Raw genomic sequence first — 13,613 nt, 5'->3', positions numbered from 1 at the left:
TTTCTCTAAAGGGTATGGCGTACTGGGTGATTAGGACGCTCCAATAGGCAAGGACTGTTGGGTTATGAAAATCCATTGGGCAAAAGGGTTGGGTTTTGGCATATTGCTTGTGTTGGCGGGTGGGCTATTTGCGTGGAATTTTTTCTTATCCCATCCACCAAGGGCCAAAACAGCTGCCCAACGAGCTGTGGCTGAGATTTTTGCGCCGATTTACCGTGAACCGAGGTGGGATCACGTACGGACCATCGGATTGCAGCCAAAATTTACGGGTTGTGAGACGGTGGACGAACACCATTATAAGACGGCATTGGTGCCGATGGCTGGTCCTAAACTCTCGCTTCGCGAGCGGGGCGGGGATTTGCAGGCCCTTTTTGCGGATGAAGCCATGATTCGCCGTCTGTTTAATCATGAAGTAACATCCGAAAAGTCGGCGCATACCCTAATAAAAATAGAGCATGTACAAGCGCTTTTGCTTGGACAATGTGTGGAGCAGAAGCTTTTTTTAAAATTGGTCACAACGGCCCATGGAGATATTGTGGCAACCGTTGAGATAGCCCTGGGAGATGCAGCCGAAGCCGAGCAGCGTGCCGCCGAGCAGGCCAGAGTTAAAGAGGAGGAGGAGCGCCTAACCCGTATACGGGTCAAAGCGCAAGAGGCCGAGCAGCGTGCCGCCGAGCAGGCCAGAGTTAAAGAGGAGGAAGAGCGCCTAACCCGTATACGGGTCAAAGCGCAAGAGGCCGAGCAGCGTGCCGAGCAGGCCAGAGTTAAAGAGGAGGAGGAGCGCCTAGCCCGTATACGGGTCAAAGCGCAAGAGGCCGAGCAGCGTGCCGCCGAGCAGGCCAGAGTTAAAGAGGAGGAAGAGCGCCTAATCCGTATTCGGGTCAAAGCGCAAGAGGCCGAGCAGCGTGCCGAGCAGGCGCGTGAACATGCGAAGGATGCCGCTAAGATAGCCCTGGGGGATGCCGCCAAGCTGGCCAATCCCTCTGTTCAATTCAATCTTGGCGTTATGTATGACAAAGGACAGGGCGTCACGAAAGACGCCAAAGAGGCGGTGAAGTGGTTTAGGAAATCTGCTGAACAGGGGTATGCCCAAGCTCAACACAATCTTGGCGTTATGTATGACAAAGGAGAGGGCGTCACGAAAGACGCCAAAGAGGCGGTGAAGTGGTTTAGGAAATCTGCTGAACAGGGGCATGCCCAAGCTCAACACAATCTTGGCGTTATGTATGACAAAGGACAGGGCGTCACGAAAGACGCCAAAGAGGCGGTGAAGTGGTTTAGGAAATCTGCTGAACAGGGGCATGCCCAAGCTCAACACAATCTTGGCGTTATGTATAACAATGGAGAGGGCGTCACGAAAGACGCCAAAGAGGCGGTGAAGTGGTATCGGAAAGCGGCTGAACAGGGGCATGCCCGAGCTCAAAACAATCTTGGCGTTATGTATAACAATGGAGAGGGCGTCACGAAAGACGCCAAAGAGGCGGTGAAGTGGTATCGGAAAGCGGCTGAACAGGGGCAAGCTGAAGCTCAAAACGATCTTGGCGTTATGTATGACAAAGGAGAGGGCGTCACGAAAGACGCCAAAGAGGCGGTGAAGTGGTATCGGAAAGCGGCTGAACAGGGGCATGCCCGAGCTCAAAACAATCTTGGCGTTATGTATAACAATGGAGAGGGCGTCACGAAAGACGCCAAAGAGGCGGTGAAGTGGTATCGGAAAGCGGCTGAACAGGGGCAAGCTGAAGCTCAACACAATCTTGGCTTTATGTATGACAAAGGAGAGGGCGTCACGAAAGACGCCAAAGAGGCGGTGAAGTGGTATCGGAAAGCGGCTGAACAGGGGCAAGCTAAAGCTCAACACAATCTTGGCGTTATGTATAACAATGGAGAGGGCGTCACGAAAGACGCCAAAGAGGCGGTGAAGTGGTTTAGGAAATCTGCTGAACAGGGGGAAGCTAAAGCTCAACACAATCTTGGCGTTATGTATAACAATGGAGAGGGCGTCACGAAAGACGCCAAAGAGGCGGTGAAGTGGTTTAGGAAATCTGCTGAACAGGGGGAAGCTGAAGCTCAAAACAATCTTGGCTTTATGTATGACAATGGAGAGGGCGTCACGAAAGACGCCAAAGAGGCGGTGAAGTGGCTTAGGAAAGCGGCTGAACAGGGGCACGCTAACGCTCAAGCCTTTCTTGGACAAAGCTATGATGTAGGATATGGAGTCACGAAAGACGCCAAAGAGGCGGTGAAGTGGTATAGGAAATCTGCTGAACAGGGGCAAGCTGAAGCTCAAAACAATCTTGGCGTTATGTATGACAAAGGACAGGGCGTCACGAAAGACGCCAAAGAGGCGGTGAAGTGGTATCGGAAAGCTGCTGAACAGGGAGATGCTCGAGCTCAATTCAATCTTGGAGATAAGTATGACAAAGGAGAGGGCGTCACGAAAGACGCCAAAGAGGCGGTGAAGTGGTATCGGAAAGCGGCTGAACAGGGCTTAACGGAAGCAAGTACCAGGCTGAAGCGGCTACGCTTTAACGTTGTTGGACACGAAAATGAGGGAAAATGAGACCTTATATAGAAAAGTGTCCCATGAGCAGAAAAACCCCCTACAGTCTACGCCCAAGAATTTAAAGATCTTATGTGGAGCAGCCTGTTTGAGTTTTCATCGTGCGGGGAGCAGGTTGGCCAATAGGTTGGGTTTGTATGACATGAGCGGGAATGTATGGGAGTGGGTGCAGGATCCCTATGAGCGGAGTGACTCCATCCGTCAATTTCGCGGTGGTTCCGCCTACGACGCCTCGCTCCTGCATTGCGCTTATAGGTCCTTAACCAACGTCACGGACTACAGAAACCGCTTCGTCGGGTTGCGCCTCGCCAGGGTGCCGTAGACATGAGCTTGTGGCATTCTTGCCTTTTAATTTGCGTGAGCAGCGCGTTTTAGCTGCCGTAGGTGGTGCCGATAGAGGGGCCGAACTGGGGCAAGTTTGGCGGGGGCGGGGCCCCCTCCAACGCGGGGGGTGGAATCAGAGGTTAGAAGCGACAACCTATCATGTTTTTATGTTCCTCTTGTTTATTCTCCGCTAAAGGTGTTCCAACTTTGATCTGTTGAAGTCGCCATTAAGGCGTCCGATTCGATGGGTTCCCACACTGCCGACGTCATCGGCAAGGATTCTTGCAGCCGACTCAGGGTAGGTGCTGCTTCATTCAACAAGATATTTAGGGTATCGCTTGCCCCCCCACCGTTAAGCAACAGCAGCATCAGCAGGGCACCTAGCTTAAGCCCAAGAATAAACTTCCACATTGTGTCTCTCCTTTTTTAAAAATAGCTGTATGGCCTCTAGGATGGTAAATGGAGAGACGTGGGCTCTTTTTTTCTTTTTTTTCGGGAAAGTAAAAAAACGCTCTAACTTCTCCATTATCCCCTTTAAGGAACCAAACCAATAGGGACAGAGGTTGATCGCAGCTTGACTGTAGAGACCTTAGCCCTTTGGGGTTTCGAAGCGCGGGGATCTGTCCATGCTGTGTTGATCCCCGCAAAAATGGAGAAATCAACCATGCAAAGGGGGGGCTATGATCAACAGTAAGGCCGTAGTGGTTTTAATCTCTCTTGGGCTTAGTGGCAGTGGGGTTGGACTGCTGGCAACACCGCAGGGTGGGACTGGCCCGGTTAGCAAAAATCCAGAGATGTTCCTCGTGGGGGCAGCCGCAGATCCATCGCCAATAACAGGGCCTTTGGGGTGTAACACCATGCCCGCTAAGGAGACGCTAACCCCGTACACGATGAAAGTAAATCAACAGGGTACTTCATTGGTGCAGATGCATTATATGATCACGGTTCTTTCCCAGTTTAAAGGCAGAATTTAGTGGGTCATTAAGGCGAGGGGTAAAACAAGCTTGGTGGCATAACAACGGGGTGGTCGTCTCTATAATAAAGGGTGCCGGTGGCTACCCCTGGAGCAAATGGGGTACGCACCCTGGGTAAGAGTGCGTAGGCTGTCCATAATCAACCAGACCCTATTTTCTAAGGGGTGGCGATGGACAACTGGTTATAACGTGATGGGCGATTTAGAAGAATGGAAGAAAAACAATGTCAACGCTAAAGAGGGTTGCAGAGATGCGCACAGGTACACCTGCCTTTGGGGAACAAAGTCTCGAAGAAAAATACCAACAGCGCATTGCGGAAGGAGATTTTGCCGGGTTAGACGAAGATCCCGCAACAGCTGCTGCGTTTGATGCCGACCACACCGTCACCATTGCGGTGCTGGGTGATCTGCACGGCCATATCGATCTGGCTTATCATCTTCTCCGGCGCTGGCAGGTGGAGAATAAAAAGATCGACCATGTCCTGCAAGTCGGTGACTTTGGGGCGTTTCCTGATCCATCACGCGCGGATGAAGAGACGCTAAGCTGTGCTCAAACCGACCCTGATGAGCTGGGATTTGCGGCGTTTATGGATGGGGGCAATGGCTCCTTTATGCCCTATATAACATCATGCAAAGGGAGACGTTATGCGCTTGATGCCCCTTGGTGGTTTATTAAGGGAAATCATGAAGACTTTCAATACCTGCACGGACTGAACGGTGACGCAGGTAAGCCGCGCCCTTTAGGGGAAAATGGGCTCTTTAACTATTTACCCGCAGGGCTATATGCGCTGAAAACAAAGTTGGGGAGCATGATCTCAATGGCGGCGCTGGGTGGCATAGCGCCTGCCACTACCAATCAAAACCCATGTACAAAGTGGTATACAGAGAACGAAACCCAGTTGCTGTTAAAACATGAGCAGCCTGTGGAGATCCTGCTTACCCATGATTCATCACCAGGCGTTTACTATGAAAACGCTGGCTCCCCCGCAGTGGAAAGGTTGGTGAATCATTATGCCCCGGCCTACCATTTTTTTGGCCACTATCATAAGTCTGGACAAATTTTTGGTGCAAGCGGGCAAACCAAAACGATCCATCTCAATGAGGTGAATTTTTACCAAAAATCAGGGGAGTTGAGAAAGGGTTGTATGGGCATCCTTACCTGGCGAGGGCCAAATGAACATGAATTTAAGATGGTAAAAGAAGCTTGGATGACAGGGGTAACACGGGAAAATTATCGACAGGTTTTAGCGCTGTGAGCATGGGTTTGCTGGCAACAGGTGAGGGCGTTGGTTGTGCTTTTTGGTGGACGATAAAATGCGTATCATATTGAGGTAGCATGAGAAATGAGAAAAAACCATGGATTTACGGCTCTTCATCGTGCAGCGTTCGAGGGCGATACGACAGCCGTTGAGCGGCTGCTTGCAGAGCATGAGCAGGCGCTTTATCAAAGGGATGATGGAGGTTTTACAGCGTTGCATTGGGCGACCTACCGAAACAACGTCAGCACCGTAACGTTGCTTTGCAGCAAGGGAGCCGATGCCAATGTAAGCACGGCAAAGGCCCATTCCCCGCTCTTCTATGCCATTGCCCAGGGCAATGTGGCCTGTGTACAGAGCCTGCTGAGCTTTGGCGCAAAGGTTAATGGGCGGGTTGGGGCGGGGGCCTCTGCGTTGCTGTTTGCCGTCGCTATGGGAGATTCTGCGGTGGTTGAGGTTTTGTTAGACGCGGGAGCCGACCCTCAGGAGATAACGCCCGAAGGATCTTCCCTGCTTCATTTGGCCTGTACACACGAAAACGAAGATTTGTTGAAACAGCTGTTGCTGGTGACACCTAACAGGATCAACCATCAAGATAATGAGGGTAATACACCTTTGCATATCGCTGCTCAAAAATCGAGCCTGGCCGTTGTAAAGTGTTTGCTTGAACAAGGGGCAAATCCTAATATTTTGAATGATCAAGGAGAATGCCCATCACATCAAGATGAATTTTTTATGGATCGGGCGATCCGCGATTTTTTGCATAAACGAACCTTCGTGCCTGCCAAATCTGCCCATATTAGCGCGGTTGGCGGCCACTCAACCACTTTCTGTGCCCCTAACAATAGGGTTACAGAAAATTGGTTAGAGCAGCATGCTACTGGGTTAGGTGGGGCGTTGGATGAAATACGGGCCTATCTCAAAGCGGGCGGTGACCCTAATGCGCAAAACAAAGCTGGAGAAACAGCGCTGCATATTCTGTTTAAGGCATTTGACATCGATGTCAGCCGTCAGGTCTTCTTTGATCTGGTGCAGGCTGGTGTGGAGATCCACAGAGTGGATCAATGGGGGAACACGCCGTGTCATTTTATGGCGTACAGCATGGATCGCGCATTGCTCGCAAGTGGCATGCTGCTGCTAAAGGGGTGTGTTAACAGCCAAAATAAGTTTGGTGAAACCCCCCTGCACTGGGCCGCCGGAAATGGGAATTCGTGGGTTGCAAGCGTGCTGCTTAAAGCAGGAGCAGATCCCAATGCGGTTACCTTTTCAGGGGAGACGCCGCTTCATTTTGCGCTTTGGGACCACTCTAGCGAAACGGTTACTAGGGATTTACTCATGCAGGGTGCAGACCCATCTATTGCAGATGTTTGTGGTAACACCCTCTTTCATCTTTATGCACAGATCGAAGGCCCAGTAGAGGGAATGGCGTTATTTGACGCTCGGGCATATGACATATGTGAGAATGGGCAGGGGCGCTTTGAAAGGATCAAACAATCGGCTTCCCGACGATCAAACCGGCAGGGTATGACACCAATAGATCTGGCATGGGCGAGCGAGGATCTGGAAGTTGTTGAGAAATTGATCGCGTCTGGATTGGATGGTTTTGCGGGCAATGCGTGTGTCTAAAGAGCGCTATGAAAATAATAATTTGGTTAATGGGTAGCTGTCGTCAATGGCCAAGCCACGGCATGCCATGGCGGCGAGACAACTCAAACCATGAAAGGAAACGTGATGGCGACACCTATCTTCAGAGGTCGAAATATGCGCAAAGTTCTTGCTGCGGTTAAGGATAGATTAGGTAAAGATTGTGTGGTTCAAAAAGTTAGATCCGTCGATGTGCCTGGGCAGTCTGGCTGGTTTGAGATCGAAGTCTCTACCAGTCAACCAGTAGATGGCGAGGGTAATGCGGAGGCTGAATCTGCCCCGATCCAGAGGGACAGTGTAGAGGGTGCCTGTTCTGAATCTAAAGAATCACCTGTTGGGGCTTATAGCCTAGAGAGCATTCGGCAACGATTGGCAGCGTTTGATGTGAAACCAGAGTAATAGGGGTCAATGTTATGGATACAAGAGAGCTTTGGTACAAGTGTAAGGCGTGTGGTTTTCCATCATCATGGCTTGCGCTAGATTATAGCGATGCCCATTGGTCGGTTAGTCTGCCTGATACAACCTATGATTCCTCACAAAAAAGTCTATGTCCGTTGTGTGGAAGCGATAAGGGAGACCTTAGCTTGGGTGAGGCCCTGCCGGGGATGGAATCTGCCAAACGCCTGAAATGGTATCTGTATGATACAGGAACACGGGCTGCGGAAGCTTTGGCAAAAGAGCGGCTTGTCGAACTTGATCAAGAGGCGACTGAAAAAAAGGCTGGGTCGCGTTTTGCTGCGGGTGAGGAAGGGTATGATACGATTTTTGGAATAAGATTTATATGGGTTCCAAGTGGCGCATTCATACGTGGCGGCCACCTTGCCATTGGGCGGTCTGAAGGCATGACACACCCCCACGTGGTGGGTGTGAGTGGGTTTTGGATGAGTCAAATACCTGTGACGTGGGCGTTGTGGTGTGATGTCATGGGGAGGCAAAATAGTGAGTGGGGTTTAGCAGATGGCGTTGTCATTCAGGCGCTTAATGAGGGCGGCGACGCAGATGTGCCCGTATGCGGAATATCATGGCATGACGCTATGGCATTTTGTGAGAGATACCGTTGTATAACCAATATCCCAGTTGCACTCCCTCGTGAAGCTGAGTGGGAATATACCTGTCGGGCCAAGGATACATTAGGCCCATGTTTTGGGTATGAGGGGATTAAGTCAGTGAGTGTGCCCATTTTGGAACAGCCATGGGTTGAAGGTCGATTGCCGGTTAAGGCCACAGAAGCCAATGCCTTTGGCATATATGACATGATGGGGAATATTTTTGAGTGGCAGGAAGATAGCCGACCAGGGGATGAAATAGATTGGTACACTTATTTAGGGTTCAATAGTGCGTACGTTCTTAATCCTCGTTGTGATTTTTCTGGGCGTGGAAACGTTTTAAAAGGTGGGCCAATCGGAAAAGATATGCGGGTGGGAAATTGGCATTATACGGTCCGTTTTCCTGAATACAGATCGAGACAGACTGGATTCAGGATTGTTGTAAGGGGGCATGAAAACCCGGTTAATGATATGTATCTCCTGAAGGAGTCACTTCGCCGACCGGAGTGGAAAAATGGCTTTTATTTTTAAAAAACCGGGTCCGGTTTGTTTGGGACATGGGTAAATCTGAACGCTTCCAGAGAAGGCCACGATGAAACTGCACATTTTGAGTGATCTGCATACAGAGATGGCACCGTTTGGGCTGCCGGAAACCAACGCTGACGTTGTGGTTCTGGCAGGGGACATTGGGTATGGACGCAAAGGAGTGGCAGGGGCGGTCCAGGCCTGCCAACGCCAGGGCAAACCTGTACTCTTCGTGCCTGGTAATCATGATTTTTACCATCAAACCGAAGGAATCGGCATCCAGGGCGTCATTGAGCAGATGAAGTGTGAGGCCCTGGGTTCCGATGTCCATGTCCTGGATGACGACGAGGTCATCATCGGTGGGGTGCGTTTTTTGGGGAGCACCCTGTGGACGGATTTTGACTTTTTTGGAGAGGGGTTGCGAGATCTTGTCATGATGGCCGCGAAAAAGGGCATCAACGATTACCGCTGCATCACCGATGGAAGCTCACCATTGACCCCTGCCGTCTTGAGGGAGCGTCACCTGCGCAGTCGCGAATGGCTTAGGCAAAGTCTGGCCAATGGGTGTGGGTTGAAAACGGTCATCATCACCCATCATGCGCCGCATGGTCGCTCTTGTCCCTCTCACTTTCGGCATGATCCTGTTTCTGCGGCTTTTATCTCTGACATGGCACCGTTCATGGGAGAGGCCGCACTCTGGGTGCATGGGCATGTTCATGCGAGTATGGACTATCGGCTTGGTGATACCCGTGTGCTTTGCAATCCGCGTGGGTATTCAGGGGAGGATGTGCCGGGTTTTCGGGCAGACCTGGTGGTGGAGGTATGATGCGAGGGTGGTGTTTTCGATCTTTTAGCCGATGCTGAGCGGTGCCAAAATGTGGCGTTATCAAGTCGTCGATCGTGCAGCCAAAATATACCCTTCGTCCCTTGCGGACGCACTCCGGTTTACGCTCCGAGCGCAATTCCGGTGACGGCATGCTACGTCCTCAATATCCCTGAAACTTGGGGCGAAGCGGTGATAGAGCCAAACCGTATGACTGATGATCTCGTCTGGAAAGCGGTTGTCGTGATAGAGTGCGGGTGTTGTTTTCATGGCCGAAGTCGACCACGCGATGGGGACTTCGCCAACTTAGCAGTGTCCCCCTAGAGTAAGAAAAATGCAAAAACTACCTTTTGAAATAATATTTGTTGACCAAAATGATGATGTTATCAGATCTCTTTGGCATGTTTTTGGAGGCTGGTCTGGAATTTCTTTTTTTAGTGGTGATCTGCTTTCAGTTGCAAGTAATACGGTAGTTTCTCCAGCGAATAGTTATGGGTATATGGATGGCGGTATTGATGCAGAGTATGTGAATTTTTTTGGTCAGGGGTTGCAGACCAAGGTTCAGGAAGGAATAAGTAGACGAGAAGAAGGTTTTTTGCCTGTTGGAGCCGCTATGTTTGTGAAAACTGGGAATGCATTGATTCCCAATATGATTGTTGCTCCAACCATGATGCAGCCAGGTGGCGTTCCGCCGAGTAATGTGTTTTATGCGATGTCTGCTATTTTGAATATGGCGATGAAAAAACAAAAGGAGATCACGCATCTGTATGTACCTGGTTTAGGAACCGGTGTTGGCCTTGTTCAGCCAGAAATTGCAGCGCAAGAAATGTTCATGGCTTATGAAAAATTTGTGGGTAGAGTCTTCTCAGAAAATTATCATATACCGAAGAGCCTGCCGCAGAATGGGGCGTGACGGCTTGAGATTTGGTAGAATGGTCTTCAGCGATCACGACGAGGGATCAGGGGCGGCGATGGCAGGGTTTTTTCGAGAGCCGAACCGGCATCCGATACACTCGTGCCTCCAGTAAATCTCACCAAGCTTTAGATCAGCCTCGTTTTTGGTCTCTGAGCGGTCGAATTTGCTGGACGGTCAGGATGAATTCCGTGAGAATCAGAGCGTGGAGTGACGGTTGGTCGGTGCCTAAAGCGTAGAATTCCTGATTTTGATATGGGGGTTTGGCCATCGCTGACAGCGTGCGCTTTGAGAACTCAGGAAGCACTCTTCTGACCTGGTCATGCTGCATGATAGATACTGGTGGTGCAGGCCAGCAAGCACGGGCAGGGCGAGCATGTTGCCAGCTCCTCTGGGCTGATTCAGCATGCTAACGTGATCGAAGTACGCTCTGCGGAGGCTGCCGATTACCCTTTCGCAATAAGCATTCTGCCAAGGTGAGCCGAGGGCCGTTGTGACGGTCTCAATTCGCATCTCCTTGAATGTATGCTGACTGGGCAAGAAGCCTCGACCCCGATTTCCAACGGTTTGGCAGCTATGAACTTGAATAATCCTAGGAAAAATCTGAGAAGATCGGATAAGTTAGGGGCATTTCAGGTCTCAGAGCTTGAAGGGGATATCCGTGGGGGATCATGACAGTAGCTACAAGCAGCTCTTCAGCCACGCAGAGATGGTGCGTGATCTGCTGTTGGGGTTTGTCCAGGAGGCGTGGGTCGAGCATCTCGATTTTGCCACTCTGGAAAAGGTGAGCGGCAGTTATATTACCGATGACTTGCGGGATCGTGAGGATGATGTGATCTGGCGGGTCCGCTGGGGCGAAGCGTGGCTCTACATTTTTGTGCTGATTGAGTTCCAATCGACGGTGGACTGGATGATGGCGGTCCGCATGAACGTCTACGTGATGCTATTGTATCAGGATCTGGTGAAATCTGGACAGGTGAAGCAGGGCGAGATGTTGCCCCCGGTGCTGCCCATGGTGCTTTACAATGGGAAGCCAATCTGGTCAGCGGCGATGGATGTGGCCGATCTTATTCGCCCGGTTCCTGGAGGGCTTGAGTGTTTTCGCCCGCATATGCGGTACTTGCTCATTGATGAAGTGAGGTATGAGGATGCCTCTCTGGCTGAGATGAAAAATCTGGCGGCGGCCTTATTCCGATTGGAGAAGAGCCAGTCACCAACGGATATCCGCGCTGTTTTGAGTAGTCTGATCGATTGGTTGAAAGCACCTGGTCAGTTGAGTTTGAGGCGAGCCTTCACCGTCATGCTGGGTAGGGTGTTGTTGCCCAGGAAAGCGCTAGGTCAGGTGATCCCGGAGTTAAACGATTTGCAGGAGGTAGATGCCATGCTTGCCGAGACCGTGCTGGAGTGGACCAAAGAGTGGGAAGCCCAGGGTATACAGAAAGGGCTTGAGAAAGGGCGTCAAGAGGAAGCTGCGTCCATGCTACTCCGACTTTTATCGCGTCGTTTTGGCCCATTGCCGGAAGAAATCCAAAGCAGAGTTACTACTTCGGCTGTTACAGAAATAGAAATGTGGAGTGATAGAATTTTCGATGCAGAATCGTTAGAGTCTGTTTTTAAATAGAAATTTAATTTCACCTTTCTTTTGATCAACCAAAGGGAAATGTCGAACTTTCTCGATTTCTGTTACAAATAATTCTCAGAATTTCTGATTCGGGTTGCTTTCGGTCCACCAATTTGATTTCAAAGGGATTTCTCCCTTCAAAGGCCGCTCGCAAGAGCGGCCTTTTTGGTATCAAAAACCCCAATGAATCCAATGGTTACGGGAAGTGCCTCCCACGGGGCGGTTTCCTGCCGTGGTTGGAACCGGACTTTCTGTTTAAAAATCGTGTAAAGCATTGATATTAAGCTGTAATTGACTTGAACACGGTGCGCGTCACTGGACACATTAAGGCGAGGTGCTGAGTAGCCGGAAGGCCTCCTGCTGTAGGGGGGTGATGTTAGCAAGCATCTCAAACGGTTTACCAGTCGCGGGCTCCCATTGGGCACGAACAGTATTACGGGTCAAGGTGGCCAATTGCTCCAGCAGGGTGCTGAAACTCTGCAAGGCATGGCCTACCGGAGAGCGTCTTGTGCCGGTTTTCTCTTTGGCGTTTGGCGATGACTCTCTGGGCATGACAGGATCGTCGGGGAGCAATGGCGCTTCATCGGTGAACAGTAGCGTTTTTAACTTGATCCGCATTTTCCGTTCTACCATGTAGGCCAACATGCACAGGAAGACGTGGGCTTTGATGCGATCGGCACGGAAATGAAAGATCGGTCGGATATCCAGACTGCTCTTCAGATGTCTGAAGGCGCTCTCTACCTGGGCCAATGATTTGTATTGGCGGATCGTGTCGGCACTGGAGATCTCCTTTTCGGGAAGGTTGGTGCGGACCACATAGATTCCGTCCAGGGCTGTTTCCTGATCGATAACAGCCTGCTTACGGGACCAAGCGAACCGCCCTGGAGCAATCTCCAAGTTGAAATAACGGGCGATTTTGAGCTTGCGCAGAACCCGGTCGGCCCTTTTGCCAATTTGACCACAATCACGCAAAGAGCCCTCTTGCACGGCTTGCAGGATCGTCTCCAACCCCTGTTCTGCGATGGTCAACAGTTCCCGTCGTGATCGCCCCTGATCCTCGGCCAGGAAGGGATTGCGGCAGACCATCAGTCGCTCACCTGGGAAATCTGGGGAGGTGATCTCGGCAAAGTTGCGCGCATCGAATAAAGAAGGCCAGTTGTCTGCTTTGGCCAGTGATCGGATGGTGCTGTGGCGCAAGGCGGTAATCCATGAAAAACCAGCAGGTTGGAGATCTTCGTCAATCCGGGCCTGGGTGATCATACCCCGATCACCAACAACTATGACCTGTTTGAGGCCAAAGCGCGCCTTGAGCTTGTTCACTTGGGCGGTCAGCGTAGTGGGATCGCCTGTATTGCCGGGAAACACCTCCACGGCCAGAGGGCGACCCTCCTTGTCGCACAGCAGGCCAATCTCAATCTGGAGTTTGTCTGGGCGGTGGTCGCGGCTGTAGCCGTACTCAGCCAGTTCACACTGTCTTCCTTCCAGATAGGTGGAAGTGAGATCAAACAGTACCATGGAGCCATCCTTAAGGTGCTGTTTCACCAAGCGATTCTCCATGCGTTCCTGTTGCGCTCCGAGCCAATCGAGGGCTTTGTAAAGTTCTTCCTTGTTGGCGTCAGCCACGCCGAACTCCTGCCCCAAGGTGGTCGTGTTGAACAGCCGGTGCGAGGCCAGTTTTGATGCAGGTTGAAGCACTCTCTGGGCAATCAGCGCCAGGATTAAATTGCGGTAGCGCGTTTGTTTTGTTCCCAGCAAACTTTTAAGGCCCAGGGATTTTATCACTCCGACGACAGCAGCGACATGGCCATGAGGCAGACTGGCCTCAATGGTCAGGGCTGAGGTCATCGGCATCATGCGTCCACCCTTGAGCACCACACGCAAAGTGATGGGGCTACACTTTAACGGACACAAAAAATGAGGGAAAATGA

10 protein-coding genes and 2 pseudogenes are annotated in these 13,613 nt (G+C 51.1%); 9 read left to right on the top strand and 3 right to left on the bottom strand.

Annotation, left to right across the window (positions count from 1 at the left end):
- The first annotated feature begins 187 nt into the window (after nt 1-187).
- Together MMC1_RS10230 and MMC1_RS21220 are read left to right on the top strand one after the other, a co-directional pair.
- Nucleotides 188-2,560: a tetratricopeptide repeat protein gene (locus MMC1_RS10230; RefSeq protein WP_227665191.1), complete on the top strand. Its 2,373-nt coding sequence runs from the start codon at nt 188-190 to the stop codon at nt 2,558-2,560.
- On the top strand, nt 2,547-2,882 hold the full coding sequence (locus MMC1_RS21220) for a formylglycine-generating enzyme family protein (protein WP_011713638.1): 336 nt from the start codon (nt 2,547-2,549) through the stop codon (nt 2,880-2,882). The genes MMC1_RS10230 and MMC1_RS21220 overlap by 14 nt, the downstream gene beginning before the upstream one ends.
- Before the next feature lie 182 nt (nt 2,883-3,064).
- Here MMC1_RS21220 and MMC1_RS10225 read toward each other — a convergent pair whose 3' ends face one another.
- Entirely contained in the window at nt 3,065-3,295 is a 231-nt protein-coding gene (locus MMC1_RS10225) for a hypothetical protein (protein WP_041641146.1), read from the bottom strand.
- 786 nt (nt 3,296-4,081) lie between these two features.
- Between MMC1_RS10225 and MMC1_RS10215 the strand changes: the two genes are divergently transcribed.
- The 5 genes from MMC1_RS10215 to MMC1_RS10195 all read left to right on the top strand — a co-directional run bounded on the left by MMC1_RS10215 (nt 4,082) and on the right by MMC1_RS10195 (nt 9,154).
- A complete protein-coding gene (locus MMC1_RS10215) occupies nt 4,082-5,113 on the top strand; it encodes a metallophosphoesterase family protein (protein ID WP_081436268.1) in 1,032 nt (343 codons plus the stop codon).
- 87 nt (nt 5,114-5,200) lie between these two features.
- A complete protein-coding gene (locus MMC1_RS10210) occupies nt 5,201-6,739 on the top strand; it encodes an ankyrin repeat domain-containing protein (protein ID WP_011713635.1) in 1,539 nt (512 codons plus the stop codon).
- A gap of 135 nt (nt 6,740-6,874) precedes the next feature.
- A complete protein-coding gene (locus MMC1_RS10205) occupies nt 6,875-7,156 on the top strand; it encodes a hypothetical protein (RefSeq protein WP_143711403.1) in 282 nt (93 codons plus the stop codon).
- Between the two features lie 14 nt (nt 7,157-7,170).
- Nucleotides 7,171-8,334: a formylglycine-generating enzyme family protein gene (locus MMC1_RS20035; RefSeq protein WP_011713634.1), complete on the top strand. Its 1,164-nt coding sequence runs from the start codon at nt 7,171-7,173 to the stop codon at nt 8,332-8,334.
- A gap of 61 nt (nt 8,335-8,395) precedes the next feature.
- The gene (locus tag MMC1_RS10195; protein ID WP_011713633.1) at nt 8,396-9,154 is read left to right on the top strand and encodes a metallophosphoesterase; all 759 of its coding nucleotides are present in this window, start codon (nt 8,396-8,398) and stop codon (nt 9,152-9,154) included.
- A gap of 153 nt (nt 9,155-9,307) precedes the next feature.
- Here MMC1_RS10195 and MMC1_RS22590 read toward each other — a convergent pair.
- Nucleotides 9,308-9,421: pseudogene (locus MMC1_RS22590) on the bottom strand (IS6 family transposase); the annotation flags it as partial.
- A gap of 64 nt (nt 9,422-9,485) precedes the next feature.
- Between MMC1_RS22590 and MMC1_RS10190 the strand changes: the two are divergent.
- A complete protein-coding gene (locus MMC1_RS10190) occupies nt 9,486-10,064 on the top strand; it encodes a macro domain-containing protein (protein WP_011713632.1) in 579 nt (192 codons plus the stop codon).
- A 661-nt stretch (nt 10,065-10,725) separates the two neighbouring features.
- Nucleotides 10,726-11,685, top strand: coding sequence for an Rpn family recombination-promoting nuclease/putative transposase (locus MMC1_RS10185; RefSeq protein WP_011713631.1), 960 nt, complete (start codon nt 10,726-10,728; stop codon nt 11,683-11,685).
- A gap of 324 nt (nt 11,686-12,009) precedes the next feature.
- Here MMC1_RS10185 and MMC1_RS10175 read toward each other — a convergent pair.
- Nucleotides 12,010-13,566: pseudogene (locus MMC1_RS10175) on the bottom strand (IS1634-like element ISMasp1 family transposase); the annotation flags it as partial.
- Nucleotides 13,567-13,613 lie beyond the last annotated feature (47 nt).

Source organism: Magnetococcus marinus MC-1, assembly GCF_000014865.1.
GTDB lineage: Bacteria > Pseudomonadota > Magnetococcia > Magnetococcales > Magnetococcaceae > Magnetococcus > Magnetococcus marinus.
Note: the sequence above shows the minus strand (reverse complement) of the source record. Positions and strands in the feature narration are given on the sequence as shown.